27 protein-coding genes are annotated in these 26,315 nt (G+C 40.1%); 2 read left to right on the forward strand and 25 right to left on the reverse strand.

The features are described from left to right. Window positions 1–39 precede the first annotated feature (39 nt). The 3 genes from M1F37_RS03605 to M1F37_RS03615 form a co-directional block, all read right to left on the reverse strand. A complete protein-coding gene (locus M1F37_RS03605; RefSeq protein ID WP_247934757.1) occupies window positions 40–1,218 on the reverse strand; it encodes an MFS transporter in 1,179 nt (392 codons plus the stop codon). Window positions 1,219–1,297: 79 nt separating this feature from the next. Further along, entirely contained in the window at window positions 1,298–2,161 is an 864-nt protein-coding gene (locus M1F37_RS03610) for a MutR family transcriptional regulator (protein WP_247934846.1), read from the reverse strand. A gap of 2 nt (window positions 2,162–2,163) precedes the next feature. After that, the gene (locus tag M1F37_RS03615) at window positions 2,164–4,065 is read right to left on the reverse strand and encodes an ABC-F family ATP-binding cassette domain-containing protein (protein WP_247934758.1); all 1,902 of its coding nucleotides are present in this window, start codon (window positions 4,063–4,065) and stop codon (window positions 2,164–2,166) included. 153 nt (window positions 4,066–4,218) lie between these two features. Between M1F37_RS03615 and M1F37_RS03620 the strand changes: the two genes are divergently transcribed. Both M1F37_RS03620 and M1F37_RS03625 read left to right on the forward strand, forming a co-directional pair. After that, window positions 4,219–5,937, forward strand: a complete 1,719-nt coding sequence (locus M1F37_RS03620; protein WP_247934759.1) for a phospho-sugar mutase — start codon at window positions 4,219–4,221, stop codon at window positions 5,935–5,937. 110 nt (window positions 5,938–6,047) lie between these two features. After that, window positions 6,048–6,395: a thioredoxin gene (locus M1F37_RS03625; protein ID WP_247934760.1), complete on the forward strand. Its 348-nt coding sequence runs from the start codon at window positions 6,048–6,050 to the stop codon at window positions 6,393–6,395. Window positions 6,396–6,426: 31 nt separating this feature from the next. On the opposite strand, the gene M1F37_RS03630 is transcribed toward M1F37_RS03625, so the two are convergent. The 22 genes from M1F37_RS03630 to M1F37_RS10115 form a co-directional block, all read right to left on the reverse strand. Then, complete coding sequence (locus tag M1F37_RS03630; RefSeq protein WP_247934761.1) at window positions 6,427–9,681, reverse strand: DEAD/DEAH box helicase family protein; 3,255 nt, start codon at window positions 9,679–9,681, stop codon at window positions 6,427–6,429. Next, window positions 9,678–11,555, reverse strand: a complete 1,878-nt coding sequence (locus M1F37_RS03635; protein WP_247934762.1) for an Eco57I restriction-modification methylase domain-containing protein — start codon at window positions 11,553–11,555, stop codon at window positions 9,678–9,680. The genes M1F37_RS03630 and M1F37_RS03635 overlap by 4 nt, the downstream gene beginning before the upstream one ends. A 75-nt stretch (window positions 11,556–11,630) precedes the next feature. After that, complete coding sequence (locus tag M1F37_RS03640) at window positions 11,631–11,885, reverse strand: type II toxin-antitoxin system RelE family toxin (RefSeq protein WP_001809704.1); 255 nt, start codon at window positions 11,883–11,885, stop codon at window positions 11,631–11,633. 1 nt (window position 11,886) lies between these two features. Further along, window positions 11,887–12,129 (reverse strand): type II toxin-antitoxin system RelB family antitoxin, encoded by a 243-nt coding sequence (relB, locus tag M1F37_RS03645; protein WP_185776089.1) that lies wholly within the window; start codon window positions 12,127–12,129, stop codon window positions 11,887–11,889. A 90-nt stretch (window positions 12,130–12,219) separates the two neighbouring features. Next, complete coding sequence (locus M1F37_RS03650; RefSeq protein ID WP_000004961.1) at window positions 12,220–13,029, reverse strand: MBL fold metallo-hydrolase; 810 nt, start codon at window positions 13,027–13,029, stop codon at window positions 12,220–12,222. Between the two features lies 1 nt (window position 13,030). Further along, a complete protein-coding gene (gene vicK, locus M1F37_RS03655) occupies window positions 13,031–14,380 on the reverse strand; it encodes a cell wall metabolism sensor histidine kinase VicK (protein WP_247934763.1) in 1,350 nt (449 codons plus the stop codon). Next, window positions 14,373–15,080 (reverse strand): response regulator YycF, encoded by a 708-nt coding sequence (gene yycF / locus M1F37_RS03660; protein WP_033681745.1) that lies wholly within the window; start codon window positions 15,078–15,080, stop codon window positions 14,373–14,375. Before yycF ends, vicK begins: the two co-directional genes overlap by 8 nt. A 54-nt stretch (window positions 15,081–15,134) precedes the next feature. Continuing rightward, a complete protein-coding gene (gene mutY / locus M1F37_RS03665) occupies window positions 15,135–16,310 on the reverse strand; it encodes an A/G-specific adenine glycosylase (protein ID WP_247934764.1) in 1,176 nt (391 codons plus the stop codon). 77 nt (window positions 16,311–16,387) lie between these two features. After that, on the reverse strand, window positions 16,388–16,681 hold the full coding sequence (locus M1F37_RS03670; RefSeq protein ID WP_247934765.1) for a hypothetical protein: 294 nt from the start codon (window positions 16,679–16,681) through the stop codon (window positions 16,388–16,390). 42 nt (window positions 16,682–16,723) lie between these two features. After that, on the reverse strand, window positions 16,724–17,698 hold the full coding sequence (gene pta / locus M1F37_RS03675; protein WP_140834410.1) for a phosphate acetyltransferase: 975 nt from the start codon (window positions 17,696–17,698) through the stop codon (window positions 16,724–16,726). Between the two features lie 43 nt (window positions 17,699–17,741). After that, on the reverse strand, window positions 17,742–18,638 hold the full coding sequence (locus tag M1F37_RS03680) for an RluA family pseudouridine synthase (protein WP_247934766.1): 897 nt from the start codon (window positions 18,636–18,638) through the stop codon (window positions 17,742–17,744). Next, window positions 18,635–19,453: an NAD kinase gene (locus tag M1F37_RS03685; RefSeq protein WP_247934767.1), complete on the reverse strand. Its 819-nt coding sequence runs from the start codon at window positions 19,451–19,453 to the stop codon at window positions 18,635–18,637. The genes M1F37_RS03680 and M1F37_RS03685 overlap by 4 nt, the downstream gene beginning before the upstream one ends. Next, window positions 19,437–20,108 (reverse strand): GTP pyrophosphokinase, encoded by a 672-nt coding sequence (locus tag M1F37_RS03690; protein WP_247934768.1) that lies wholly within the window; start codon window positions 20,106–20,108, stop codon window positions 19,437–19,439. Before M1F37_RS03690 ends, M1F37_RS03685 begins: the two co-directional genes overlap by 17 nt. A gap of 489 nt (window positions 20,109–20,597) precedes the next feature. Next, the gene (locus M1F37_RS03695) at window positions 20,598–21,584 is read right to left on the reverse strand and encodes an N-acetylmuramoyl-L-alanine amidase (protein ID WP_247934769.1); all 987 of its coding nucleotides are present in this window, start codon (window positions 21,582–21,584) and stop codon (window positions 20,598–20,600) included. 2 nt (window positions 21,585–21,586) lie between these two features. Further along, window positions 21,587–21,919, reverse strand: coding sequence for a phage holin (locus M1F37_RS03700; protein ID WP_247934770.1), 333 nt, complete (start codon window positions 21,917–21,919; stop codon window positions 21,587–21,589). Between the two features lie 16 nt (window positions 21,920–21,935). After that, entirely contained in the window at window positions 21,936–22,658 is a 723-nt protein-coding gene (locus M1F37_RS03705; RefSeq protein ID WP_247934771.1) for a hypothetical protein, read from the reverse strand. Further along, window positions 22,658–22,978, reverse strand: coding sequence for a hypothetical protein (locus M1F37_RS03710; RefSeq protein ID WP_153210343.1), 321 nt, complete (start codon window positions 22,976–22,978; stop codon window positions 22,658–22,660). Before M1F37_RS03710 ends, M1F37_RS03705 begins: the two co-directional genes overlap by 1 nt. 6 nt (window positions 22,979–22,984) lie before the next feature. Beyond that, window positions 22,985–23,470, reverse strand: coding sequence for a hypothetical protein (locus M1F37_RS03715; RefSeq protein WP_247934772.1), 486 nt, complete (start codon window positions 23,468–23,470; stop codon window positions 22,985–22,987). A gap of 14 nt (window positions 23,471–23,484) precedes the next feature. Beyond that, entirely contained in the window at window positions 23,485–23,922 is a 438-nt protein-coding gene (locus M1F37_RS03720) for a hypothetical protein (RefSeq protein ID WP_247934773.1), read from the reverse strand. Between the two features lie 11 nt (window positions 23,923–23,933). Continuing rightward, window positions 23,934–24,647, reverse strand: coding sequence for a hypothetical protein (locus M1F37_RS03725; protein ID WP_247934774.1), 714 nt, complete (start codon window positions 24,645–24,647; stop codon window positions 23,934–23,936). Continuing rightward, window positions 24,647–24,850, reverse strand: a complete 204-nt coding sequence (locus M1F37_RS03730; RefSeq protein ID WP_247934775.1) for a hypothetical protein — start codon at window positions 24,848–24,850, stop codon at window positions 24,647–24,649. The genes M1F37_RS03725 and M1F37_RS03730 overlap by 1 nt, the downstream gene beginning before the upstream one ends. Further along, complete coding sequence (locus M1F37_RS10115; protein WP_419991947.1) at window positions 24,843–26,312, reverse strand: gp58-like family protein; 1,470 nt, start codon at window positions 26,310–26,312, stop codon at window positions 24,843–24,845. The genes M1F37_RS03730 and M1F37_RS10115 overlap by 8 nt, the downstream gene beginning before the upstream one ends. Window positions 26,313–26,315: the final 3 nt, after the last annotated feature.

Genomic DNA, 26,315 nt, shown 5'->3' on the forward strand with positions numbered 1-26,315 from the left:
AACACTTAGATTGTAATTATTTTTGAAGTCCAAGCAAACTTATGTCTCTTTTTCAAAATAAGTTCGAACATACACGAGGGATAGACAAGACAGGATGATAACCCCGCTTCCAATTATCAAGAAAGAAGAGAGATGTACACTTGATAGCACTGTCATAAAGCCTTTCGCAATCGGCATAAAGAGAATGGCCAGTGTAAAAATGGTACTCAATACCCTTCCCAGATATTCTCCGTCAACCTTGGTCTGTACCTGAGTGAAAAAGTGAATATTAAAAATTGTCATAAACAATTCACAAATTAAATTTCCAGCAAAAGAAAGGAAAGTTGGCAGTGGTAATCCCATCATGAAAACTCCTACTCCAGTCAAAGCCAGTAAAATCAAAAGGTTATAAACACTTGCCTTTACTTTGCTAGCTAGAATAGCTCCCACAATGGAACCAATTGCTCCCATAGTTAAAATGCTTGCGTAAGCTCCTTCTACTCCGTAAAGCCTATTTGAAAAGGGGAGGAGAAATTCAAAAGCTGCAAAAAAGAAATTAACGCTGGAAGCTACGAACAAGAGAAAGAAAATCTCTTTTTGATGCAAAATATAGTGCAAGCCATCTTTGATATCTGCAAAAATATCTTTTGCAGTAAAAGGTTTCTTCTCTTGAGCCTTTGCTTCTTCTTTTGGTAGTAAGGCCACTAGAACAAATGCTATAAAAAAAGTCAAAGCATCTAGCAAGAGCGTCGTATGGAGACTTGCAAATTGTAAAACAAGAAAGGAAAGTACAGGAGAACTTACAGCTACAACCTGCAAGATTAACTCTAAGCGAGCATTGTAGGTCACTATCTCGTCTTTCTCTACAACCTCCGTTATAATAGCTTTATTGGCTGTACGAGAAAATGCAAAGGCAACCGCCTGAACAATATTGGCAAAAATCAAGGCGGCAATCATCCAGCTGTTATTCCTTATGAAAGAAATAGCCAGACAAAGAATCCCACAAACCAAATCTGTTGTCATCAAAATCTTGCGACGTGAAAAACGATCTGAAATAACACCACCAAAAGGATTAACTAGAATGGATGTGACGAGTTCAGAAATCTGATACATTCCTAAAACTGTCTGTCCGATAGTTCCCATTGATGCCAACCAAACACTGTTTCCATAATCATAGAGCATATTCCCTATCTTGTTTATAGCACCACGACTAATTAACTGCACTGCATAGCGATTCATATAAAAACTCCTCTCAAATTTTGAAACTATTGTATCAAAACTGAAAGGAGCTTTTTATTTTTTCCCTTATTTGGGAAAATCAATCTTTGACAAATTTTTCGTAGTGTTCCTGATAATAGGCTACTTGCTCTGGAAGACCTAGCAGGTCAAAAATATGCATGGCCTCTTGCATCTGGCTACAACCTTCTTTACACTTTCCTTTTTGATATAAGGCAAAACCTTTGAGGTAATGTAAAATATTTCGTTCATAAAGACTAATGTTTTTACCAATAATCTTCTCTGTATAAGTCTCAAAATAGCTTGCATTGTCAAAAGAAAGATGCTCTAAACAATGCTGGTAACAATTGAGGGCCAAAATCAAGACTAATCTCTTATGGCGACCAATCTCTTGATAAAATTCCTCCCTCTCCATAACTTCTCTACCAATTCGAGTGACATAATCCACATTGTAGAAACTATAGAGGTTCCCGAAAAGAATCAACTCATACATAGTCCATTCTTCTGTTTTAAAGAGATAATCTGCTACCTTATCCAAATCATCCTGCTTCATCTCATAACTCGAATCTCTTTGACAAATCAGACCTTGTAACAAAATCCAGTTCAGTTCAAAATAGAGAGGATTTGTCGAACTCTCACCCTTTTCAAGTTGTTCTCTTTGAAGCTTTTGAAAACCTGCAATATCATTTGAATAGTAAAGGGGCACAATTTGTCCCATCATGGCAACATGTTCATGATTATGGAAATCCCTAGCCTTATCCATGAAATTTTCGATTGTGACATGAATATTATCCAAAATCTCAAAGAAACGAGAAACTGCTAGGTCAGACTCCCCAAGCTCAAAGCGAGATAACTGGGAGGTTGAACAGGACTCGCCTGCCGCCTCCTTTAAAGAATAATTTCCACTTGTCCGAAATTCACGAAATACTTTTCCAAGATGTTCCATATTTACACCTGCTCTGATAATTCTTCCCATTCAAGCATAGCTTCTTCCTGACGATGGCTGATTTTGTCCAGTTCAGCCTGTAATTCCATGAGTTTACCTGCATCGTTGGTTTCCAACATTTGTTCAGAAATGACTTGACTTTGACTTTCTAGCTCTTCGATTTCAGCTTCTAGACTTTCGATTTGTCGCATGAGTTTGCGGACTTCTTTTTGACTCTCTTTCTGAGCTTGATAATCATTGACTGGGCTTGCTTCTTTTACTTGATTGCTAGTTGAAGCTTCCTCAGTCTGATTAATTTCCATTTCAGACTTTTTATCAACATAGTAGTCGTAATCTCCCAAGTAAAGAGTCGAACCATTCTCAGACAATTCCAGTACATGAGTTGCTACACGATTGATAAAGTAACGGTCATGGCTGACGAATAGAAGGGTGCCATCAAAGTCAATCAAGGCATTTTCTAGCACTTCCTTGCTATCAATATCCAGGTGGTTGGTCGGCTCATCCAGAATCAAGAAGTTGTTGTTTTCCATAGACAATTTAGCAAGAAGTAAACGTGCTTTCTCACCACCAGACAGCATGCCGACTGATTTTTTAACATCATCTCCTGAGAAAAGGAAGGCACCTAGACGGTTACGAATTTCAACTTCTGGTGTCAGTTTAAAATCATTCCAGAGTTCATCCAGCACCGTATTACTTGGTGTCAGCTTACTTTGGGTTTGGTCATAGTAACCAACCTCAACATTGGCGCCAAAGCGCTTTTCTCCCTTGATAAAAGGAATCTGGTCCACAATAGACTTGATAAAGGTTGACTTGCCAATACCATTTGGACCAACGATGGCAATAGCGTTCATCTTACGAAGATCAAGGTTGATTGGTTCTGATAAGATTTCACCATCATAGCCAATAGCAGCATTCTCCACCGTCAAAACGACATTTCCAGATACTTTATCAGAATGAAAGGTCATATTAGCTGACTTTTTCCCAGCTTCAGGCTTGTCTAAACGCTCCATTTTTTCCAGTTGTTTGCGACGAGATTGGGCACGTTTGGTCGTTGAAGCTCGGACTAGATTGCGATTGACAAAGTCTTCCAGAGCTGCGATTTCCTTCTGTTGCTTTTCATAGTTTTTTGCCTCAGTAGCTAGTTTTTGCTCCTTCAACTCTACAAAACGAGAATAATTGCCCACATAGCGATCCAAGGAATGCTTGGTCAAATCCAGCGTAATCGTTGCAACCTTGTCCAAGAAATAACGGTCATGGCTGACAATAATGAGGGCACCGCTATAGTTTACCAAGTAATTCTCTAGCCAGGCAATAGTTTCAATATCCAAGTGGTTGGTTGGCTCGTCCAAGACCAAGAGATTGGGCTTTTCAAGTAGCATTTTGGCAAGTGCCAAACGAGTATTTTGACCACCAGAAAGCTCGACAATTTTCATCTGCCACATAGACTCATCAAACTTGAAACCATTCAAAATCGCTCGAATATCAGCTTCATAGGTAAAGCCACCTGCTTGGCGAAAATTCTCAGATATGCGGTCGTAATCTGACATCAGCTTATCCAAATCCTCACCTGACTTTTCTCCCATCTCTAGCTCCATCTGACGAAGTTGTTTCTCAGTCCGACGTAAGTCATCAAAGACATGAAGCATCTCATCGTAGATGGTATTTTCAGATTCAAAACGGCTATCTTGGGCTAGGTAAGACAGAGAAATATCTTTTTTCTTATTGATTTCTCCACTAGTTGGCTCCTCTTCTCCAACCAAGATCTTTAAAAGAGTAGACTTACCTGCACCATTTTTCCCAACAAGGGCTATCCTGTCTCGTTCATCAACCTGCAGATTGATATTATCAAAAAGAACCTCTCCTGCAAAAGAACGTTCAATTTTATTAGCTTGTAAAATAATCATACAAGTAGTATAGCATGTTTCCCTAAGGCATTCAAGACTTGATAAAGAGGCATATATCACTACTTTTCTGAAAATTATGCTACCGTTTTACTAAAGTGCTAAAAAGTGCTATAATGTGAACGGTTAAAACAATTTACAAAAAGGAGAATTTCAATGTCTTACCAAGAAAATTACCAGAAATGGGTTGATTTTGCGGAGCTTCCTGACTACCTTCGTCAAGATTTAGAAAATATGGACGAAAAAACAAAGGAAGATGCCTTCTATACCAATCTTGAGTTTGGTACTGCAGGTATGCGTGGACTGATTGGTGCTGGTACTAACCGCATTAATATCTACGTTGTTCGTCAAGCAACTGAAGGTTTGGCTCGTTTGATTGAGTCAAAAGGTGGAAATGAAAAAGAACGCGGTGTGGCCATCGCTTATGATAGCCGTCACTTCTCTCCAGAATTTGCCTTTGAATCTGCGGCAGTTCTTGCTAAACACGGTATAAAATCTTACGTATTTGAAAGCCTTCGTCCAACTCCAGAACTGTCATTTGCAGTTCGTCACCTCAACTGTTTTGCAGGTATCATGATTACTGCTAGCCATAACCCTGCTCCATTTAACGGTTACAAGGTTTATGGTGAAGACGGTGGACAAATGCCTCCACACGACGCGGACGCTTTGACTACTTATATCCGTGCAATCGAAAACCCATTTGCTGTTGAAGTTGCTGATGTGGAAGCTGAAAAAGCTTCTGGCTTGATTGAAGTTATCGGTGAAGCTGTCGATGTGGAATACCTCAAAGAAGTTAAGGACGTTAACATCAACCCAGCTTTGATTGAAGAATTCGGTAAAGACATGAAGATTGTCTACACACCACTTCATGGTACTGGTGAAATGTTGGCCCGTCGTGCTCTTGCCCAAGCAGGATTTGACTCTGTTCAAGTCGTTGAAGCGCAAGCAACTGCTGACCCAGACTTTTCAACTGTAAAATCTCCAAACCCAGAAAGCCAAGCAGCCTTTGCACTTGCTGAAGAACTTGGTCGTCAAGTTGGTGCAGATGTTCTTGTGGCAACTGACCCAGACGCTGACCGTGTTGGTGTGGAAGTTCTTCAAAAAGATGGTAGCTACCTCAACCTTTCAGGTAACCAAATCGGTGCTATCATGGCTAAATACATCTTAGAAGCCCACAAAAATGCTGGAACTCTTCCTGAAAATGCAGCCCTTTGCAAATCTATCGTATCAACCGACTTGGTAACAAAGATTGCTGAAAGCTACGGCGCAACAATGTTTAACGTCTTGACAGGTTTCAAATTTATCGCTGAAAAAATCCAAGAATTCGAAGAAAAACATAATCACACTTACATGATGGGATTTGAAGAAAGCTTCGGTTACTTGATTAAACCATTCGTACGTGATAAAGACGCTATCCAAGCTGTTCTAGTCGTTGCTGAACTTGCTGCCTACTATCGTTCACGTGGTTTGACACTTGCAGACGGTATCGAAGAAATCTACAAAGAGTACGGCTATTACGCTGAAAAGACTATCTCTGTTACTCTTTCTGGTGTTGATGGTGCTGAACAAATCAAAGAGATTATGGCTAAATTCCGTAACAATGCTCCAAAAGAATGGAATGCAACAGCTATCACTGTCGTAGAAGACTTCAAGGCACAAACTTCTACTGCTGCTGACGGTACTGTTACAAACTTGATAACTCCTCCAAGTGATGTGTTGAAATACACACTTGCTGACGGTTCATGGATTGCCGTTCGCCCTTCAGGGACAGAACCAAAAATCAAGTTCTACATTGCAGTTGTAGGGGAAACCAACGATGAATCACAAGCTAAGATTGCTAATATCGAAGCAGAAATCAATGCTTTTGTAAAATAAAGTCCTATAAAAGATGAGACAAACCAATCTCATCTTTTTTCGTATCAAATCTAAGCAATTTTAGAAACTTTATGGCATACTAGACTTATCAACGAAAGCGAGGTAATCTCATGGAACAATTTTTAGATAACATTAAAGACCTTGAAGTCACTACAGTTACGCGTGCGCAAGAAGCTCTTGATAATAAAGAAACTGCAACCTTCTTTATTGGTCGTAAAACTTGCCCTTACTGCCGTAAATTTGCTGGTACCTTGGCAGGTGTCGTAGCTGAAACTAAAGCTCACATCTACTTCATCAACAGTGAAGAACCAAGCCAACTCAATGAGTTGCAAGCATTCCGCTCACGCTACGGAATCCCAACTGTACCAGGATTTGTTCACATTGCGGATGGACAAATCAATGTCCGTTGCGACTCTTCAATGTCAGCACAAGAAATCAAAGAATTTGCAGGATTGTAAAAAATGTAAAAAGAAGGCATTCGCCTTCTTTTTAATTATTTTCAAAATAGGAATCAACCAACTCCTGAATCCTACCTTCTTTAGCCGCAGGAATAGTATCTTCTAGAACAAAGTTCTTTCTACTGATATCTTGAGAGAGATTTCCAAAGATAAAATTAGTCGAGATATTATAGATAATCTCTGAAGGTGCAAATCCATAAACTTGATTTTCCAAGATATGTTTTAAGCGTTCCTCAGAATTTGGAAAAGCATCTTTCAAACCTTCGCTATTATATAGACGCTTAACAAGTTCAGCGATATAGAGGCCTGATTTCATGTACAAATCAATAAATGTCTTAGATGGATCATCAAAGATACCTGGATTTTCTTTTTCAAGGTCATCCACCATTCTCTTCACCACTCGTTTAGGAGTGAAAATCTGGTTAGTTTTCTGCGGTGGAATATAATCAAAAATATCTTCTTTCTGATCTTTAAAATAATCTGCCAATTCCTCTTTCTTACGAAGAAATTCTTGGATTGCTTCATCGAATGTTGCTCGATCAAAGAGATGTCCTGCAAAATCTTGTCCACCATCTCTCAAATAACAAAATTTATCAATCGTTATCCCCGTTACTTCATAAAAAACATGTTCAGGAACAAAGGTGTCAAAATTATCAAGTGTTAAAGTTTGATCACCATAGGCCATAATAAAACTTGGGATGGTTCTTGCAAATCCTCGAAGATGGTCCCGAATTTCATCTTGAGCTGATTGTTTCAACTGTTCAACACGTTTTATCTCAACCTGTTCGATAAACTTCTCAGGCATTTTTTCCACTTCTTTTTTGAGTGTTTGTTCTAGTTTTTCTTTGTGAATGAGCTTATTTTCTTCTAAACGTTTATCCAAATCTTCTTGAATCTTATCCTTTTGCTCCTTATCATCTGCTTCCTTGATTTGTTGTTGCAATTCTTGCTTGATATTAGCTTCAGAAATTTTTCTTTCAATGTCATTTTTTCGAATTTCATTCTCAAATGTTGCTGTAATTTGCTTCTTGATTTGGTCTGTTTCCCGAGTTTTAAGGTTGTATTCAGCTTTTAAATCTTCTACAATCACTGAAGAAACTGTTTTAATCAAATCATTGGCCAATTGTTTTTGAGTTTTGTCATCATCCTTAGTGAACAAATCTGAAACGGATTGACTAAGTCCATAGACTTTTTCACCAAAAAGTCGCATCTGCTGATTAACTACGATTTCATGGTCTACTACTGCATTCCCCTCATCATCTACTGTAACATCTGAAAAGTCTAATAGTTCAGAAGATGTTTGTAACTTCCCTTCCTTTTCAACTGGGAGTTCATTTAAAATGTCTAGAACTGTTTGACTAGCTTGGAAAATACCGCTGATATTATCAAATAAGAGATTGGACATGAAGCCACGTTTGAGGACTTCCCTAGCTTTTATCTGACGCGGTATAGTCAGAACTGACTTGGCATCAATTTCAACCATCTTACCAGCACGATCTTCAGCTATGACAGGGAAGAAATTTAGTAATTCTCTGATATTTTCTTCACGAGTTGCAGAAGTTCCACCACCTCCTGCAGTTGCTAGTGATAAGTTGTTGGCAAACTCATCAAAGAGAATTAAGGTCCTTTCTGGAGCAAAGTCAAATACATAGGCTCTTTCTTTGCGGAAGTGATTTCCTTTCTTATCACTCCATGAGTATGGATTTTGAGCACGGAAAGCAGCCTGCATATAAAGTGCAGGTGATTTCATGTTCGATAACATCAATACACCTGTCCACTCAGGGATAGTGACACCTGTCGTCAATTGACCGACGGATAGAGTGATAGTTTTGTCATTCTCTGCTATCGCTTTTCTAACCAAGTCTAAGGATTTGAGTTTGACTTTATCGTCTTCTTCGGACATACGTCCGTCACCAGCAGCTAGAACAATCTCATAGTTTTCATAGATGGGGTGTTCTTCTAGTAGTGCTTTTAGAGCCTTAGCTGAGGCTACACGCTCCAACAACCAAAAAGTATGCTTGAGTTCGTTCCGAAGTTCTTTGGTTGAAAATGGATACTTTTCATTGCTTGACAGAGTATCTAACCAATTTCTGACATCTTGTTCATGGATAAATTTCCCTTTATCATTTGTAGCGAAAAATTCACTTAAGTCAAAAGCATAGTCAATATTTTCACCATCAAGTTGAGCGCCTTTTTCTAACTCTTCACCAATCATCTGAGACATTTGATAGGTAAAGAGATTTAACTGAGGTAAGGTTTCATATGGATTTTCCTCTTCTTGCTCAGGCGACCAAGTAGTTTTAGCTGCCTGCTCATCAGCATAAGACCAGTTGTAGATCTGCTCCTCGGTAAACTCTCCCTTTGCCAATGCTTTAAATGGAGTTCCAGAAAGGTGTAATGTAAAGTTTCGACGGATCTTATTAAAAGCTTGGTCTGTCTTAAAGGTATCAACTCCTTCGTGAGCCTCATCGATAACCAATAAATCCCAGTGGAGATCTGTAACCCATTTAAGTTTGTTATGCTCTCCACCTAGATAAGCAGAGCCTTTCAAGTCTTGAAGACTGATAAAAGCAAGTTGTCTTACATCGTCATCTAAAATACCAACAAATTCTTTACGTGACAAGGTTGGACGACTCTTAAGGCTATCTGATTCAGAAACAAACTTATAAGTCGTTTGACCTGCTATGAATGTTTCAAAATCATCATACCATGAATTAGCAATGGCGGGCCTGTTGGTTACAATTAGGACATTAACAGCTTCCATTCGACGAGCTAGGTCATAGGTAGACAAGGTTTTACCAAAGCGTGGCTTGGCATTCCAAAGAAATTTGCCTCCAGCGTGTTCTTGGAAATAAGCTAAGGTCTTAGCAACTGCTTCTTCTTGCTCTTGGCGCAGAGTATAGTCCTGTCCTTTTCCAGGCTGATAACCAGACAAATCATGCTGAACAAACTTATCGAAGAGATTTTTAGATTTTTCAGGAGTTCCATTAAAATAGAACCATTCCGTCTTAGGACGACGTTCCACATCATGGAAAGAAAGGAAATGGTGGAAATCATGGTCCTTAAAAGTCTTTCCCTTATCAGGTTCTTCCGTATAGGCGGCATCCCCAGTCCATAAGACATCTGTATCTATATGAGCAGTATGCGTTTGTTCTTTAATTCGTTGCGTGACATCCCGTTCTGTATAACCAATCTTAATCCATCCCTCATTGCTAGTTACCGTCGGTGTGGTGTAGGCATAGATTTTAGGATGAATCTCTTTTGATGTTTTAATTTCTACCATCAATCCATCTCCCGTACATGAGTCTCAATAAAGGCAATTTCTTCAGGAGACAGGTCATATTTTTTATATAGCTGGCGGTCAATATCAGCCACTGATTGTGTCCAATCAATGTCCGAATTGACCGTAAAGTCTTGGAGTGGGATATAATGCCATACTGCTTTCGTATTATCTTGAGTAATTTTCAAAACTCCAAGCATTGTGCGCAAAAACTTAGATTTAATGTATTTTAAACAAGCCTCTGCTTCTTCTAAAGAATTAAATTCACCAACAGAAATAAACGTTTCTGTATACCCGATGACGGGGTACCCGATGACGGGGGTCGATAGGACTTCGCCAATCGCCCCACTTCCATTTGCTTTTGGAAGAATTATTTTATACTTTTCAAAATTTGATGGACATGTTACATAATCTTTTCTAAACCATTTATATACACGTTCATTATTAAAACGCCCATATATTTTAATATACTCATTTCCATCTTCAGGTTTAACATCAAAAAATAATTCAGGCAATTTTTCAAAAGCATTAGAAGCAACTCTCCTATCTGAAACTCTCTTCATAAGATTAGGAAAATCTGTATAAATCAAATCAGAATAGCGATATGATCCTCTATTAGTAACAAATTGATCAATAGATTCAAAATTTTTCTTAATAACTTTTTTTCTAATTGAATTCATTTCTATAAAGGGAACAAAAACTTCAATTGGTTCAAATTCTTGTTCAGTATCATAATAAGTAACTGCTACCCCACCTTTAATATCAGTTCCAGGAAAAACATTGCCACTTTTTTGTTCAAAAAAAGATACCTTTACATGTTGATTATTCAACATTTGTTGATTCCAAGTTTTTGGAGTCCCTCCAGCATTTGATAAAAATCTAGCAGGAGTTATTAAAGATGCTTTTTTAGAAATTTTGTATGATTCTGAAATAAATTTATGATATATAGGCATATCCTTTGTACTTGTTCCCTGCGCCTCCTCTTGGTAAGGCGGATTTCCTATCACTACATCAAATTTCATTTCACTTTCCTCACTAGATAGGCGCTCAAAACCTATCATTTTATTCTTTTTCCAGTCTTTGATTTGGGTTTTAGATTCTTCTGCTTGTTCTACTTCCAGCTCATCGGAAAACAAGCTTAACTGTTGAGATTGTCCTTGTGTAGCTGAGTAGGGACTGTTTTTTTTCAATCCATCCATCTGAAAGACATTGTAGGATATAATAGTCGCAATTTCTTTCTTTTGCTCTAAGGTCGGTTGATTTCCAGTCTTTGCAAGATAGTAATCCTCGAAGGTCGCTAAAAGATTTTCACGCGCCAAAAGGAGAGAATCTCCTTGATACTCATAACCATAAGAAGCTCGATAAGCTTTTTTTACAAGTTCATAAAAGGTGACTTCATCTGAGACCTCACGACTAATGCGCTGCAATTTTCTATCAACAAAACCAACTCGCTCAGATAATGGAATTTCCTCACCAGTCACTGTATCATAGCGAGTAACCATATAAGGTGCTTCACCACAGGTAATTTCTAGCCAGCGCACTTGGATATAATCTTCAAGATCCATAGCTTCAAGTTCAGCTTCCACGTAGCCATTTTGCTTTTCAACTAACCAAGTTGGCGTAAAAACTTCGGCTCTAATCTTGGTTCGGTCTTTTTGCTCATACTTAGACTTTTCTGATCTGGGTTGAATCAAGTTTGCATAGGTTCCCGTCACCTTACTTGGATTGATACGATCACTTGGAGCAAATCCCTTCCCTAACAATTCATAAGAATGCGTCGCCCAAACAATTGATTTCTTTGTCGTTCGATCTTTTAAAAGAATTTTTAATAAGTCAGCCGATTCTTTAGATAAACTTTCTTCACTAATATCTATTGTCATAAGCAACCTCTCTTATATTGTAAGCCCTATTATATCATATTTTAAAGAATGAAAATTTACTTGGAAAAAAGTAATTCAATAAATATCTCTCCGATGACCAACTTCTAGAGTAGCAACGACTAATTCATCATCTACAATTTGTACGATAACTCGATAATTACCAATTCTATAGCGCCATTGACCAACGCGATTACCAACCAAAGCCTTTCCGTGTCGTCTTGGGTCTTCCAAAACATTGGTTTGTAAATAGTTTGTAATTAGCTTCTGCGTATAACGATCCAATTTTTTCAATTGCTTGATGAAACGTCTTGTTGGAACTAATTTATACAAATTATTCATCCTCCAAGCCTAAATCATGCATCATTTCTTCCCAAGTAATGGGGGCAACTCCTTTTTCCAAGTCGTCTAAATACTCTTGATAGGCTAAATCTGCCACACGTGCGTCGTATTCGTCTTCTAGAGCTTCAAGAGTTTTGGTGCGGATAAGTTCCGACAGGGAAACTCCTTCAAACTTAGCCATTGCTTTCATAAATGTTTTATCAGCTTCAGAAACTTTTAATGTAATAGTAGTCATCTTTTGCACTCCCTTTTTTAATGGTAACACCATTGTATTACTTTTTAGGTGTTCCGTCAATATAAAAAGAACACCTTCTCAGCGTTCTTTCTATATATCTGTCAATGGTGTTGCGGTATCTGGTGAGGTATCATAAACCTTAAAGTCTACTCCAACTCCCAGATCAGCTTGTGCTAGCTGGTTGACCATGGTCATGTGAGCCAGCTCCTTGATATTGTTTTCCTTAGACAAGTGACCAAGATAGATTTTCTTAGTACGATTTCCTAGCGTCCGAATCATGGCTTCGGCACCGTCCTCGTTAGAAAGGTGACCCAGATCCGATAGGATTCGTTGTTTGAGTCGCCAAGCGTAAGAACCTGCTCGTAAAATCTCTACATCATGATTGGACTCGATAAGATAGCCATCCGCATTTTCGACAATTCCTGCCATACGGTCACTAACATAACCTGTATCAGTCAGCAAGACAAAACTCTTATCATCCTTCATAAAACGATAGAACTGCGGTGCGACTGCATCATGGCTTACACCAAAACTCTCGATGTCAATATCTCCAAAGGTTTTGGTTTTGCCCATCTCAAAGATATGCTTTTGCGAAGAATCCACCTTGCCGAGATACTTGCTATTTTCCATAGCCTGCCAGGTCTTTTCATTGGCATACAAATCCATACCATACTTGCGAGCCAAAACGCCTACTCCATGGATATGATCTGAATGCTCATGGGTAATCAAGATGGCATCCAAGTCTTCTGGTTTGCGGTTAATTTCAGCTAGCAGACTGGTGATTTTCTTGCCAGACAAACCTGCATCCACTAAAAGCTTCTTTTTTGGAGTTTCCAGATAAAAGGAATTTCCACTGGAACCCGACGCTAAAATACTGTATTTAAAGCCTGTTTCACTCATTCTAGTCTTCTACTTCATCCTCCCAAACTTCTTCTTTCACTGCATCCTTATCATAAGGGAGCACAATTGTGAAAGTTGATCCCTTACCGTATTCACTCTTGGCCCAAATAAAGCCCTTATGTTGTTTGATAATTTCTTTGGCAATAGACAGTCCCAGACCTGTTCCACCTTGGGCACGACTTCTAGCGCGATCCACACGATAAAAACGGTCAAAGATTCGTGGTAAATCTTGCTTTGGTATCCCCAATCCTTGGTCTGAAATGGATAAAATCATCTGATCATCAGTTGTCTTCATGGTCACTGTGATTTTCCCACCGTCTGGAGAATACTTGATGGCATTGTTGAGAATGTTATCAATCACCTGTGTCATCTTGTCTGTATCAATTTCAATCCAGACTGAGGTAATGGGGTAATCTCTCACCAGTTCATATTTCTTCTCTTCATCCTGCCCTCTTATCTGATCAAAACGGTTGAGGATAAAGGTAATAAAAGCAGTAAAGTTAATCAGTTCCACATCTAGATGAGTAGTTGCATTATCAATACGTGAAAGATGGAGAAGATCTGTCACCATCCGCATCATACGGTTGGTTTCGTCTAGAGACACCTTGATAAAGTCTGGCGCGACAGGTTCTGACAAGGCACCCTCATCCAAGGCTTCAAGATAGGATTTTACACTAGTCAGAGGCGTCCGTAGCTCATGACTAACGTTGGAAACAAAGAGTCTCCGTTCGCGCTCCTCCTTCTCCTGCTCCGTCGTATCATGCAAAACTGCAACCAAACCTGAGATAAAGCCAGACTCACGACGCACCAAGGCAAAGCGTACACGAAGGCTCAGATACTCGCCATTGGAATCCTGAGAATCAATCATGAGCTCAGGAATTTGGGTAATCAAATCACGAAGTTCATACTCATCTTCAATCTTAAGCAATTCAAGGATGCTTTTATTGAGAACATCTTCTTTCTGAACACCTAACTGTTTCTTAGCCGTGTCATTAATCATAGTAATCTTACCACGACGATTGGTCGCAAGGACTCCATCCGTCATGTAAGATAGGATACTATTCAACCGTTTACTCTCTTGTTCCAGATTTTCTTGGGTTAAACGGATTACTTCTGATAAATCATTGAGATTATTGGTAACATTAGTAATTTCAGAGCTTCCCTGCATATCCAATACCTGAGAATAATCTCCTGCAATTAGGTCTTTAACCTTTTGATTAATTTGCTTCAGCCGAATATTATCCCGACGATTTTCTAACAAGAGCAAGGTCACTACTAAAATAAAACCAAGTAGAATGAGGATAAAGATAAAATCACTGGTTAAAACTGTGTCTTTAATTAATTCAATCATTATTTCTCATATAATAACCAACACCGCGACGTGTTAGGATATACTCAGGACGACTCGGTGTATCTTCAATCTTCTCACGCAAACGTCTAATAGTTACGTCAACAGTCCGAACATCTCCGAAATAATCATAACCCCAGACCGTTTCAAGCAAGTGTTCACGTGTAATCACTTGACCAATATGAGAAGCCAAGTGGTACAAGAGCTCAAATTCACGGTGGGTTAAGTCTAGTTCTTCACCGTATTTCTTAGCAACATAGGCATCTGGCACAATCTCCAAGTCCCCAATTTGCAAGGGCTGAGTTTTCTTTTCATCAGATTCTTGATTATCTACAGAAGCCAAGTCCGTGCGACGAAGAAGAGCTTTGACACGCGCCTGCAACTCACGATTTGAGAAGGGTTTTGTCACATAGTCATCCGCTCCAAGCTCTAAACCGATAACCTTATCAAATTCGCTATCTTTAGCCGACAGCATGATAATAGGCACACTACTGGTCTTGCGAATAGTCTTCGCAACTTCTAAACCATCAATTTCTGGAAGCATCAAATCCAGAATAATAATATCTGGTTGCTCTGCTTCAAATTGTTCTAGCGCTTCACGACCATTAAAAGCAGTTACAACTTCGTAACCTTCCTTGGTCATATTAAACTTGATAATATCCGAGATTGGTTTTTCATCATCTACAATTAATATTTTTTTCATTTGTTCACCTTTTCTCTACTATTATACCAAAAAAATAAAAAGAAGACACAATAGCTAGTCTTTGCTACTGTCTAAGTTGGCTTGTGCATAAGCCTTCCAGATTTTTTGTTGGGGTTTAGCAAGTGGAACATCCTTGAACTCTTCTGGTGAAAGCCAGCGAACTTCCCTATCTGAAAAATCATGGAAATCAGTCACCTGACCTGCTAGAATCTGTACATGCCACTTGCGATGGCTAAAGACATGCTTGACAGTCTCAAAATTCAGATTAACCCAATCAACTTCTAAGTCATAGTCCTGCTGGAAACTCTCTTCTGGACTAGGACCAAAGTTCACACTTTCTTCCGCGACCTGATGAAAGAGGTCAAACTGCTCTTCTTGCGAAAAGTCATCAACTTCTATCAAGGGGAAATGCCAAAAACCTGCCAATAGCTTTTCACTTTCATTCTTTTCAAGTAAAAATTGTCCCTGAGTATTTTTAACCACCAAGGCTTTAAGATAAATAGGAACTGGCTTTTTCTTAGGAGCTTTAATTGGATAACGTTCCATTGTGCCATTCTGATATGCCGCACTAAAGTCCTTAACTGGGCTTTCTTCTGGTCTGGGATTTACAGGCGCCTCAATATCCGAACCCAAGTCCATCAAGGCTTGATTAAAGTCACCAGGCCGTTCTGGGTCAATCAGGATTTCCATCATTGCCTGAAAAATTTTGCGATTACTTGGAATGCCAATATCGTGGTTGACTTCAAACAGACGAGCTAGAACACGCGTGACATTACCATCTACAGCTGGCTCAGGCAAGTTAAAAGCAATACTGGAAATGGCTCCTGCTGTGTAAGGTCCAATCCCTTTCAAGATGGAAATTCCTTCATAGGTGTTTGGAAATTGACCACCAAAGTCAGCCATAATCTGCTGAGCCGCAACCTGCATATTACGAACTCGAGAATAATAACCCAAACCTTCCCAAGCCTTCAACAAACCTTCTTCAGGGGCAGTTGCCAAACTTTCCACTGTTGGAAACAAATCCAAGAATCGTTCGTAGTAAGGAATAACCGTATCCACCCTGGTCTGCTGAAGCATGATTTCAGACACCCAAATATGATAAGGATTTTTACTTCTACGCCACGGTAAATCTCGTTTATTTTCATCATACCAGTTGAGAAGTTTCTCACGGAAAGAAACGATCTTTTTCTCTGGCCACATGACGATACCGTATTCTTTCAAATCTAACATATCTCTAGTATAACACAGAAGAATCTAACTGTCCTTTTCCTAGTATTAATACTCTTCTAAAATCTCTTCAAACCACGTCAGCTTCGCCTTGGATTATATATGTGACTGACTTCGTCAGTCTTATCTACAACCTCAAAGCAGTGTTTTGAGCTGACTTCGTCAGTCTTATCTGCAACCTCAAAACAGTGTTTTGAGCTGACTTCGTCAGTCTTATCTACAACCTCAAAGCAGTGCTTTGAGCTGACTTCGTTAGTCTTATCTACAACCTCAAAACAGTTTTTTGAGCTGACTTCGTCAGTTCTATCTGCAACCTCAAAGCAGTGCTTTGAGCAACCTGCTACTAGCTTCCTAGTTTGCTCTTTGATTTTCATTGAATATAAAAAGCCTCTTCCCAAGGGAAAGAGGACTAAATCTTATTGATGAACTGCTTGAGCTGCTGTGATAAGAGTCAACTTGTACACATCATCAGCATTACATCCACGAGAAAGGTCGTTAACTGGCTTGTTCAAACCTTGTAGAACAGGTCCAACAGCCGCAAAACCACCAAGACGTTCAGCCATCTTGTAGCCGATATTTCCTGCCTCGATACCTGGGAAGATGAAGACATTTGCTTGACCAGCTACCGTACTTCCAGGAGCTTTCAGTGCTGCAGTTTCTGGAACAAAGGCCGCATCAAATTGCAACTCACCATCAATTTCAAGGTCAGGACGTAAGTCGTGAGCAATTTTCGTTGCTTCTACGACCTTATCAACACTTTCACCAAAACCTGAACCTTTAGTAGAGTAGCTTAGCATAGCAATTTTAGGCTCGATACCAAACATTTTAGCTGTGATTGCTGAGTTAATCGCAATTTCAGCCAAGGCTTCTGCATCTGGATTGATGTTGATGGCACAGTCACCAAAGAGGTAACGTTCCGTACCACGAACCATGAGGAAGGCTCCTGAAGTACGAGTTACATTTGGGCGAGTTTTGATGATTTGTAGGGCTGGGCGAACTGTTGAAGCTGTTGAGTGAATAGCTCCAGATACCATTCCATCAACCAAGCCCAAGTAAACCAACATAACACCAAAGTAATTGACATCTTCAACCAAAATCTTGCGTGCATCTTCTTCAGACATTTTGCCTTTACGACGCTCTACCAAGGCAGCAACCATTTCTTCAAATTGAGGATAATGTTGAGGGTCAATGACTTCATAACCATCCATGATCCCTTCAATTTCAAGATAAATTTTAATTTTTTCAGGATTTCCCAGCAAAACAGGAATTACTTCTGTTTCTTTTACCAAGCGTTTAGTCGCTTGAAGGATACGAGGCTCTTCCCCTTCAGGGAGAACGATACGAGCATTTTTACCAACTAGGTTGGCTTTGAGACTTTCAAAAACTTCCATGAGTTTTCTCCTTTAAGATAATAATTATACTCTGAAACAGTTTTTATAGAGTATTAGTTGATAACTGGGTAATAAGGTTGCTGAAATCATCCGGCAAGGGACTTTCTAACTGCAAGTCTTGCTCTAAAAATGGATGATAAAAGGATAGGTAATGGCAATGAAGAGCCTGACGTTGAATACCATCTTCCAGACTACCGCCATACAAATCGTCTCCCAACAAAGGAAAACCAATATGAGAAAAATGGACTCTGATTTGGTGAGTACGTCCAGTATGCAGGCGAATATCTACCAAGTGAATATTCCCATAAGAAGCTACAATCTTATATGATGTATGGGCATACTTTCCACCTTTAGCCACCCGTCTGGTGATAATGGAGTCTTCATCACGCGCAATCGGAGCAATAATTTCCCCCTCTGGCTCCAAGTATCCATCACCTTTAACCAAAGCAAAATAGCGTTTCTCGATAGACTTTTTCTGCAACTGCTTGTCTAATCGTGCATGGGCATAGCCGTGTTTTGCAAAGAGCATCAAGCCAGAAGTATCTCGGTCAAGCCTAGTCACAATGTGAACCTGCTGATTTTCATAATTTTGCTTGACGTAGTAACCCTTGATAAAATTGGCAATGGTATTAGAGTGATTAACACTAGGAATAGAAGCCACTCCATAGGGTTTGTTCAAGACTAGAAAATGGTCATCCTCATAGAGAATATCCAGTGGGCGCTCGATAGCTTCTAGAGTTTCAAAGCCTTCCTCAGCGGGAATATCGATGATAACTCGGTCTCCAATATCCAATAGATACGTTGCATTTTGCGGTTGGTCATTGACCAGTATAGCTCCACCTCGAAACTTAATCTTGGCCAGCAGTCCCTTAGAAACCTCGTGCTTTTTTAAGAAGGTCTTAATCTTGACATGCTCATCTGCGATAAATTCAAACCTCATTCATCCACCTCGCCAATAAAAGCATCCTTAACACGATTCCAGAAACTGGTGTGACTCGGTGTAGCGACAAAGTGAATCTTATGATGGTCGATTTGATACTCAATACGCTCAATATTACGGAAAGAATAAACGCTATTGTCAACCGAAATAGTATGGTAATCGTTTCTCGTTGGAATGAGTTCAATCTTATCCTTCTTAGGCACAATAATAGATGAACCCAGAGTTCGATAAACACGATTGTTAAGGCTGGCAATTTCTGTCAACTGCAGAGCTTCAATGGTAGGGTGTAAAACAGCTCCACCAAGAGATTTGTTATAAGCTGTACTACCAGTCGGAGTTGAAACTGTTAGTCCGTCTCCACGAAAACGTTCAAAGGGGACACCGTTGATCACAACATCCGCCACCATGGTTCGATCAGACCTGCGGATGCTAGCTTCGTTGAGAGCTCTGAAAATCTTAACTTCACCATTTTCAAGAAAGACCTTCACATTTAGAACAGGGTAAGAGACCCTTGCTCCGGTATCTAGCTGCAAATTAGTTACTAGCTTGTCCAACTCAAAATCACGATAGTCCGTATAGAAGCCCAAGTGTCCCGTATGAACACCGATAAAGCGTACCTTGTCAAGCTGGTTTTCGTACTTATGAAAGGCCGACAAGAGCATGCCATCCCCACCAATGGAAATAACGATATCTGGATTAGTATCATTGAGTATAAACTGATTTCTCTTCAAACGATCTCGCAATTCATACAAAACCCTTTGACTCTGTGGTTTTCTATTAGCTATCAGGTCAATTCGTTTACCTGTATTCTTCATCTGTATCGTCACTGTTTCCTACACCATCATTTAATTTTCTACTCAAAGGATCAAAAAGTGCCTGAGCTTCTTGGATATCATCTCGAATTTTGCCCATTTCTTCATCCAACTGATGGGCAATTTTGGCCGTGATTTCCAGTCGCTCCTTAATCTCCTCTGGGAAATCCCCTTGGTACTTGTAGTTGAGAGAATGTTCTATCGTTGCCCAGAAATTCATGGCCAAGGTACGAATTTGAATTTCCGCTAAGATAGTCTTAGCACCATTGATAGTATCAACAGTATATTCTACTACCACGTGATAGGAACGATAGCCTGAAGCCTTTCGATGAGTGATGTAATCTCGCTCCTGTATAATCCGCATATCCTGACGTTTGCGCAGAATAGCCACAACTTCTTTGACGTCATCTACAAACTGGACCATCACACGCAAACCAGCAATATCCTGCAAATCGTGTTCCAAGGTCGCATAAGTAATGCCACGCCGAGTCATTTTTTCCTTGATACTCTCAATCGGCTTGACTCGACCAGTCACAAACTCAATCGGAGAATGCTTATTTTGCTTACGATATTGCTTACGAATACCACGAAGTTTAATCTTTAACTCACCAACAGCTTGAATGTAAGGATCTAGAAATTCTTCCCATTCTATGGTCATATATTCTCCCTTGTTCTCATATTATCCTTCAAAAATATCTTTGATTTTTTCTCCAGATTCATATACAATAAATACAATGCTTATTATACCATAAGTGAAAAGCGTTTACAAATAGTTATCATCGATTTTCAATAGTTGAGTTTTTACTTATTTTCCATTAAAATCATTTTCGTTAATTGCTATCATTTTTTTAAATCGTATTCATCATCGTATTCATTTTCATACACATATTTGCCCGTATAGTTGAGAAAGTGTCAGTTTATTTCTAATAGTTTACAAAAGAATCAGTGAATAATTTCACTGTTTTTATTTTTGACAAAACCACTACTCCCCCAAGCAGATGATTTTACGCATTTGAAATGCGTTTATTCGATTTACATTTCTTGGATTTTAAATCCAACCTTTTTCAGAGCAAACAAAAAAACCGCAAGCCTAAGCCTGCGGTGAAAGAACATTTTAGAAAGTTTCCTTTCGTTTTATTTTTTAAAATTATTTAGTCGTAATCAAGCCTTCTGGCTCTACTGTGAACTCTGGCTTGTCTGCCATCGTTCCGTCTGGTTTGATGTAGTACCAGCCTTTTTTATCGGCTGACTTGACAAACTGTTTGGATTTCATATCTCCATCCTTTGCATCTAGATAGTACCAATGTTCCTTGTACTTGACCCAACCAGTGGCCATCTTGCCATCTTCTTTGAAGTAGTACCACTTGTTACTGATAAGCACCCATCCTGTAGCCATTGCGCCATTTGGCAGCAAGTAATACCAGTACCCATCTGAATGCTTGTGCCATGTGTTAGCTTTCATATAGCCGTTGCTATCAAAGTAATACCAAACATTGTTGATCTTATGCCATTTATTCGTTGGGTAGTTTCCATCTGCATTGACATACCACCAGCCAGTTGAATTTCTCTTCCAACCTTCCTGATTACCCTCATTATCAAGCATCTCTTGGACAGTCGAGCCGAGGGATTGATAATGCTTAATTTTAGCAATCACATAGTCACGCAAGCTGTCATTATATCCACCGTGCAATTCGAGGGAGCGGGCAGGACATGATGTGCTTGAAAATTCATTGTGAAACTTGATATTGCTATAATTTGGAGTATCACCATAATAAGTCATATCTTCGGCCATTTGGCGTAATACCATGTTTTCATTTTCAATGAATTCGGCATCTGATGCGCTGAGTTGCTGACAGACTTCATAACTGATAGAGTTCATATTCGCATCATAGTCAGCAGCAGACCAAGCGCCATTATATGTATCTTCTACACGAGCGATTGCATCACGAGTGATGTAGTAATGAGCAAAACCAAGTTCAGACCGGCCATTATCATATCGTTCTTGAAGCCATTCGATATAGGACTTTGCACTTTTTGAACCGGCATCATTATGTAAAACATAATATTTTGGTCGCTCAGTTGGACGAGAACCTGCAATTCCGTTGAAAATTGTATTATTAATGATTTCGACCATTGCTATTCCCCTCTCCAGGCATCATTCATCTGCTTGACAGCTGACTCTACAAAAGTGTCTAGATCTTTGTCAGTCATGCTAATGTTGTATTTTGTCAGCTCAGAGCGGACTTTAGTGCGAGCTTGCTCTAGCTTTTCATCACCTTTGTAGCCTGTTGCAGCTGCAACCTGCTCAACAGCATTGACTGCGTTCTTAGCTAAGATTTCAGCGATTTTTACCGCTTTTTCTCCTCCTTTTCGCAAAAGGTAGTCTTTTACTGCTTTTACAATACTGCCTGTGGCTACTGCTAAAAAGCCTGTCGCAAAAGCGATGATAAATTCATTAAATTGTGTCATATGTTTTTCCTTTCTATTATGGCAATGTAGTTGGCCAAGGCTCACTTGTTAAATATGAGATAGAACTCACTCGAATATCTCCAATATCGTTATCTGTAGGGACTGGATCAGTAAATTGGAAGCGTAGCATGTTACCGTCGCTTGGTCCGCTAAGATACCAAGTCCCGTATGGAGTACCCTTATCATTGTAGATACTACCAATCAAGCTAAACTCTGACCTAAATCCTAGCGGTATTCCCCCTTGAGGCAATATAAAGCAATTACGTTCACGGTCAGACGGTTGAATTGAATACCCAGCGCCACCACGTCTAATCACTCCAAACCATCCCCACCTCAGACCTCCGAATTGATAAGTTACTAGATTATTAACGCGTCTTATTTTTACGAATGAACCCCCTAATTTGGAAAGTGAGTTAAGTGTTATCCAGCCTGTATCTCCCCAGAACACCTGCCAGCCGGTACTTCCATTACCTTGCTTTTTTATCCAAACAAGAGCACCGTTAGTGGCATTGACATCTACATAAGTTGTTCCGACTTCGGCAGTTATTCGCCCTTCTGGTGAGCCTATACCACGGATTTCATGACTTACATTATCTGGTAGCGGTAGAGTGACATTATTCCCCCCGACAATGCCGAGGGTATTTCCAGTTAGAGTTAATTGTGGACTTGGTTTTTGATTCAGGGTTTTAACATCACGGCCAACTACTTGAGCAAATTCTTCAAAATTGCTCATAGCCATCACGCTTTCGCTGCATTATATGTTGCTACCAGGTCAAGATTTGCAAACTCGTCAATACGACGGCCTAGGTCAGCCAGTTTTTGTACAACTGCGCCTTCAGTGCTACCGCTCAATTTAGCGATTTCCTCAGCGAGCTCTTTAAGCGTGTTGAGGTTTTCAGGTACCCCATCACCTAGGAGATCATTCTTAACTGCTGTTTTAGCTTGTTCGATAGCTTGCATTAAAGTAGCATTGTCAATCTTCGTATCGACCAACTGCTTCATTGTCTTGTTATCCGCTCCTAATGCTTGAGCAAATGCAATCAATTTACTTGTATCCATAATTTTCTATACCTTTCCAAGATTATAGTACATGAGTAAGTCAGGGATCTCCTGACATACTCCACCATCTGTTACTGTTTTTTCCGCAAGTTGTTTCTCAATTTCCTTTGCGATATCTAATTCCTTTAATTTATAGATATCTTCCGTAACCAATTCCTTATCTGAGTCTTCAATTTCAATATAAGTATCTCTATCGCTTGGGAAGATATACCCTCCAACCGAGATTTCTACTCGGTATTTTCCGCTTGGTAGAATACTATCTAAATTAAAATTGACAGAATGGCTAGTGACGGGAGCAGTTGTCTTCCACCTTCGTTGTCCCTTTGTCAGAGTGACAACCGCATCTTGACCTTCAAACGAGGTCATGACACGGTAATTCTCGTCTAACAACTCAAACCCAAAAGTAGAAGACAAATCCCCTTGTTTAACAAGGTCGCCACCATCAATCCGAGCCAAATTGGTTGTATTAACTCTATGTTTGTTACAACCCATTCTGCGCCCCTTTTCTAATCATCTATTAAGATGCCTTCTTTGATATCCAATTTCTCAAAATCGCTGAATAAACGGTCTATGTATCCATTGCCTCCTAGAGTTTTGTAGATTTTATGCATACTTTCCACTAGGGAGAATTCATCTCGGGAGGTATATCCTCTGTTAATAGCCCGTCGCATATCACGGTCTAGGCGCAACTTCATAGTGTTCAGATGCGCCTTATCGTGAATTTTTAATTTTTCTTGCACTTCGTCAATTTTTGAATTGCTATCTTTAGCGGTAGTCTGGACATCTTTGATTTGTTTCTTGACATCGGTTAGTTCCGAGACAATTTTATCCGTCTCTTCTTTGGCTTTTTTCGGCAATTTGTAGCTAAGCCAAGCGATGATAATCGGTGAAGCCGATGGTAGCACGTTCATGAAGAAATGTTCTATCTGTTGTAAGACGTCCATAGTTACCCCCGTTATTGGTTAGGCGCAACTGTTGTAGCAGAAGATTCTGAAACTGCAGGAGTCACGGTAGCTGTTGTAGAAACTGCGGCTGCTGGTGCAATAGTTGTTTCTTGAGGTTCGTACTTCCATGCTGCGCCTGTTCCGTCCATTTCAAGACGACCGTTACGAGCAAAGTCGCTGACTGGTTCACCGTTGTAAGTAAATTCCTTATTAAACTGAACCAAGATACGCTTACCTTCGCCATCGACCTCAACGTGCGTTGGGTCTTCGATTGTAATCAAGTCATGTGCCATGTAATGTTTACCAACTTCAGCAAGTGGAATCAACTCTACCAATTCCTTGTAGTTGGTTCCATAAGCGATTGTCTTGCCTGCTACAGCATTTAAAACGACCGCATGGATAATCTTTCCATAACGGTCTGTTTCTGCTTGATTGTGCTTAACTGCTTGGTCCGTAGCAGTCTGTTTGGCTTCAGTTTGAGCCAATTTTTGTTCAGCTTCTTGCAATTTCGCTTGAGCAAGCACAATCGCATTTGTTGGGTCAAGTTCTGTGCGGATATGGTCCAGCACTGCTTGAACCAAGGTTGCTTCATTGTCTTGCGTATGGTCACCGTGCAATTCTACTTGCTCGTAAGAATAGCGTCCGTTGTTTTCCATCTTGATTGCGACAACTGTCACATTTTCTGCACCTTTAAGATATGGTTTAATTGCTACTTCGTAATTCATTAGTTATTTCCTTTCATCTTTGCTTGTGTTTCTTCGAACAGTTCTTTAAGCGCTGGGTCATATTCCAGTACCGCCTTAAAGGCCTGCAATTCAGCTAAAGCCAGCGTATAGCGTGCTTCTAAATGCGCATAATTCAATTCGATCTCAGCCAAACGGTCGGCGAGCGACTCAGTGACTAGCTTGTCGATTATGTGATTATCCATGTAGTTTCTCCATTTCTTTGATTTTCTGGTCTAATTCTTGGACAGCCTTCAGCAAGTAGGGTACGAAAACGGTATAGTCGATGTGCAGATAGCCATCTGGATTCTCAGGATCTCGTGAGATAACTTCTGGAATGATGGTCTCAGCCTCTTGAGCAATCAAACCGATTTCTTCGTGTTTCTTGCTCTCAATGAAATCAAATGCGACCAAATTTAGTTGGTTGATTTTGTCCAAGGCTTTCACGGCTGTATCTGTGATGTTTTCTTTCAAACGTCTATCTGAGGACTTATCGCCCCAGTATTTAACACTTCCGCTTCCGACCTGGTTCCACCAAACGACCGTATTCTTTCCACCTTTGGGATTTGAGCCATTACCGTAAATATCTGCCTCGCCCATTTCGATCCCGTGGATAAAGATAGGCGATTTATAGAACGTTTGGGTTCCGTAGCAATCAACAGAACAATTAGTGTCAAATGTGACTTGTCTATAGAAGATTGAATCATTCTTACAGTACATTTTGCCGTCGGTATTCACATACCAAGCTCTATCTCCAATTGTGTTCCAGCTATCGCCCCAGTTCGCCCAAAATGCGGTTCTAGTTCCTCGGCCTTCTCCATTTCCCATTCCAACTGCGAAATGGTTTACGCCAGAAATCCAACGTCCGCCACCTTGGTCAAATTGTCCAAGTGTGAATCCGCCAATTTTGCCTTGATAAGCTTCAAGGAAGGTTGAACTAGACACGACAGATTCAATCTTAGTCGCAAAGACTTCCTTAGATGTCAACTTATCAATCAAGGCATCTCTAGCAGTCAGGTTCCGAATAAGTGCATCGTCTACGTTGATTTTATCGCCAGTAATCGCACCAGCTTGGATATGTTCAGCAGTGACAGAGCCAGCCGCTAACTTACCAGCAGTCACCGCACCGTCAACGATCATATCGGATTTCACTCGAACCCGTGGAGCGATAATGTCCACGCCTTTCGGACTGGTCGAAATGGTAGAGGCTAACTGCTCGCCCGTCAAAGTAGTAGAGCCAATAGTAACACCTTCAGGTGTCACTTGTACTCTTGCACTATTTGCAGCGTCTCGCACTTCCTGCCTGATTTCTCTAGCAGTCTGAGCGATGGCACTCTTGACATTCGTATCAAAGAACTGGGTCAGCGCCCCTTGATTATTCTGCTGGATTTTACCCCAGAGAGTGCTATTTGGGTCTCTTAATTCCAGTTCGATAGAACGCATATCCTTGAAAAGACCCGACAGAGTACGTTGGGTAACAGTTGGTTCCACGAAGCTAGTAGGGAAATCTCCTTGCTCCAGCTGGATGTCCGTCAGCACCGTGTCACCCACACATCCCATGTGGTGCAATTTCAGCAGTTCGTCTCGTGTCCGTGGCTGGAATACCTTGTAATACCGTCCGTTATGTTCAAGAGCAGGCGAACGAACGTTTTGAATGGTAATGTCCATGTG

Origin of the sequence: Streptococcus mitis (assembly GCF_023109105.1) — a bacterium.
In the GTDB taxonomy this organism is placed as follows: Bacteria; Bacillota; Bacilli; order Lactobacillales; family Streptococcaceae; genus Streptococcus; species Streptococcus mitis_BW.

Coding starts and splice junctions, on each gene's coding strand:
- pta (WP_140834410.1), bottom strand. CDS start 17,698: ATGGAAGTTTTTGAAAGTCTCAAAGCCAACCTAGTTGGTAAAAATGCT.
- M1F37_RS03625 (WP_247934760.1), top strand. CDS start 6,048: ATGGAACAATTTTTAGATAACATTAAAGACCTTGAAGTCACTACAGTT.
- M1F37_RS03730 (WP_247934775.1), bottom strand. CDS start 24,850: ATGGATAATCACATAATCGACAAGCTAGTCACTGAGTCGCTCGCCGAC.
- M1F37_RS03725 (WP_247934774.1), bottom strand. CDS start 24,647: ATGAATTACGAAGTAGCAATTAAACCATATCTTAAAGGTGCAGAAAAT.
- M1F37_RS03620 (WP_247934759.1), top strand. CDS start 4,219: ATGTCTTACCAAGAAAATTACCAGAAATGGGTTGATTTTGCGGAGCTT.
- M1F37_RS03685 (WP_247934767.1), bottom strand. CDS start 19,453: ATGAAGAATACAGGTAAACGAATTGACCTGATAGCTAATAGAAAACCA.
- M1F37_RS03650 (WP_000004961.1), bottom strand. CDS start 13,029: ATGAGTGAAACAGGCTTTAAATACAGTATTTTAGCGTCGGGTTCCAGT.
- M1F37_RS03710 (WP_153210343.1), bottom strand. CDS start 22,978: ATGGATACAAGTAAATTGATTGCATTTGCTCAAGCATTAGGAGCGGAT.
- M1F37_RS03705 (WP_247934771.1), bottom strand. CDS start 22,658: ATGGCTATGAGCAATTTTGAAGAATTTGCTCAAGTAGTTGGCCGTGAT.
- M1F37_RS03700 (WP_247934770.1), bottom strand. CDS start 21,919: ATGACACAATTTAATGAATTTATCATCGCTTTTGCGACAGGCTTTTTA.
- M1F37_RS03615 (WP_247934758.1), bottom strand. CDS start 4,065: ATGATTATTTTACAAGCTAATAAAATTGAACGTTCTTTTGCAGGAGAG.
- mutY (WP_247934764.1), bottom strand. CDS start 16,310: ATGTTAGATTTGAAAGAATACGGTATCGTCATGTGGCCAGAGAAAAAG.
- M1F37_RS03720 (WP_247934773.1), bottom strand. CDS start 23,922: ATGGACGTCTTACAACAGATAGAACATTTCTTCATGAACGTGCTACCA.
- M1F37_RS03690 (WP_247934768.1), bottom strand. CDS start 20,108: ATGACCATAGAATGGGAAGAATTTCTAGATCCTTACATTCAAGCTGTT.
- M1F37_RS03610 (WP_247934846.1), bottom strand. CDS start 2,161: ATGGAACATCTTGGAAAAGTATTTCGTGAATTTCGGACAAGTGGAAAT.
- vicK (WP_247934763.1), bottom strand. CDS start 14,380: ATGATTGAATTAATTAAAGACACAGTTTTAACCAGTGATTTTATCTTT.
- relB (WP_185776089.1), bottom strand. CDS start 12,129: ATGACTACTATTACATTAAAAGTTTCTGAAGCTGATAAAACATTTATG.
- yycF (WP_033681745.1), bottom strand. CDS start 15,080: ATGAAAAAAATATTAATTGTAGATGATGAAAAACCAATCTCGGATATT.
- M1F37_RS10115 (WP_419991947.1), bottom strand. CDS start 26,312: ATGGACATTACCATTCAAAACGTTCGTTCGCCTGCTCTTGAACATAAC.
- M1F37_RS03605 (WP_247934757.1), bottom strand. CDS start 1,218: ATGAATCGCTATGCAGTGCAGTTAATTAGTCGTGGTGCTATAAACAAG.
- M1F37_RS03670 (WP_247934765.1), bottom strand. CDS start 16,681: ATGAAAATCAAAGAGCAAACTAGGAAGCTAGTAGCAGGTTGCTCAAAG.
- M1F37_RS03635 (WP_247934762.1), bottom strand. CDS start 11,555: ATGACAATAGATATTAGTGAAGAAAGTTTATCTAAAGAATCGGCTGAC.
- M1F37_RS03680 (WP_247934766.1), bottom strand. CDS start 18,638: ATGAGGTTTGAATTTATCGCAGATGAGCATGTCAAGATTAAGACCTTC.
- M1F37_RS03695 (WP_247934769.1), bottom strand. CDS start 21,584: ATGGTCGAAATCATTAATAATACAATTTTCAACGGAATTGCAGGTTCT.
- M1F37_RS03715 (WP_247934772.1), bottom strand. CDS start 23,470: ATGGGTTGTAACAAACATAGAGTTAATACAACCAATTTGGCTCGGATT.